The organism is Rhodococcus sp. MT28, from assembly GCF_058792695.1.
The window spans coordinates 1-1,499 of sequence record NZ_JBXAFD010000060.1 but is presented as its reverse complement, the minus strand read 5'-3'; the positions used below and the strand labels follow the sequence as shown (position 1 = coordinate 1,499).

General features: G+C 60.0%; 1 protein-coding gene, 1 pseudogene and 1 other annotated feature. The gene and the pseudogene both read left to right on the top strand.

All coding sequences use genetic code 11. The annotated features are described in order from the left end of the window. Positions 1 to 256: hypothetical protein (locus AC1Q6C_RS33580; RefSeq protein WP_492667125.1), on the top strand; the 256-nt coding region annotated here is incomplete at its 5' end. A gap of 185 nt (positions 257 to 441) precedes the next feature. Continuing rightward, a pseudogene (locus AC1Q6C_RS33575) lies at positions 442 to 1,031 on the top strand (transposase family protein); the annotation flags it as partial. After that, positions 741 to 875 (top strand) — a sequence feature (AL1L pseudoknot). Its footprint overlaps the pseudogene before it by 135 nt. Positions 1,032 to 1,499 lie beyond the last annotated feature (468 nt).

Here is a 1,499-nt window from a genome sequence, read left to right as displayed (position 1 = left end):
ACCGGGGAGAACCCGTGGCCACCAGCGGGGAGAACTACTGGCCGCCTACGGGGAGAACTTCGTGGCCATTGACACCACGGTGACACTCTCCGCGAGCAAATCGACGCCGGAAGGATCGACGCAACCCTCCCCTGACGCGTACCGAGTACCGACTGTGAAGTCGTCTTCTGACGCCAAATGCTCGGTTCTGTCGACGACCTGCCACTCGGCGACGGTGCCGGCTTTTCAGTCGGTGAGAATGTCGACCGGCCGGTGAGTGTCCATGTCGGTCAAAACAATCCCATACTGAAACGCCCTGAGTTCGGTGGAGACTTTGATGTGCGCCGAGTTTTCCGGAGTTCGTTTGTTTCACTTCAGGCATTGATGCACCCGAGAGAGGTACATGATGCCCCGACGTTATCCGCCCGAGTTCCGCCGAAAGGTCCTTGATCTGTTGAAGTCATGCCGAACGAACGGGTGTCAGCAAGACCGACGACGCGGCGCTATTCGTCGGAGGAGAAAGCTGGTGCGGTGCGGATGATCCTAGCCCTGCAGGCAGAGTTGGGGACCGAGCACGGGGCGGCGTCGCGGGTTGCCTCGCAACTGGGGTTCGGGCTCGAGCCGGTGCGAGCGTTGGTCCGCCAGTCCGACGTCGACGACGGCACCAAGCCTGGAGTGAGCACGTCGGAAGCTCTCCGTATCCGGGAGTTGGAACAAGAGAATCGAGAGCTCAAGCGGGCCAACGAAATCCTCAAACGTGCAGCGTCTTTCTTCGGGGCGGAACTCGACCGCCAGCACAAAAGGTGACCGCGTTCATCGACGCCAACCGCGACGACATCGTCGCAGGACGCCCACTCGGGGTCGAGCCCATCTGCAGGACACTGCAGATCGCTCCGAGCAGTTACTACGCCGCCAAGTCGCGATCACCATCGACGAGGTCGGTACGCGATGCCCGGGGCGGCCGGCGCTTGGCGATGTTGCGGGAAGACAACTACCGCGTCTACGGGGTCCGGATACTGTGGAAAGCCGCTCGCAGAGCCGGACTCGACATCCCACCCTCTTCGAACCAGTGAAAAGCGCACCGATCTTCGCAATCCAACCGCCAATGCAACGGGCACAGCGTGGATCATCGCGGACGGCTTGCAATCTCTTCCCGAGCAATCCATGCAGCGGCCGAATCCGCTGGATGTCGCGGCGCTCCTCGACAACCCGTGGCGGCAATATATTGAGCTGCAACGATGCGATATTCAGCCGATCCACTAGACGCGCCACCAGATCAAGTGGCGCCTGAATTCCCGATGGACCCACAGGGAACCAAAACGCTCTCAGATTGCTCCTGCGAGTTTGGGTGTGCGTTTTGACCACCGTCATACCGGACGATCTCAAACGCGCTCCTACGCGCAATTCATCTGGGGAAATTTTCGCGATTCCGTCCGATTTAGATGTGGACTTGAACAATAATTGGCGGCGTTCTGTGATCGCTATTTGGCGTCATCGGCTACCAGGGAGTCATCAACCGC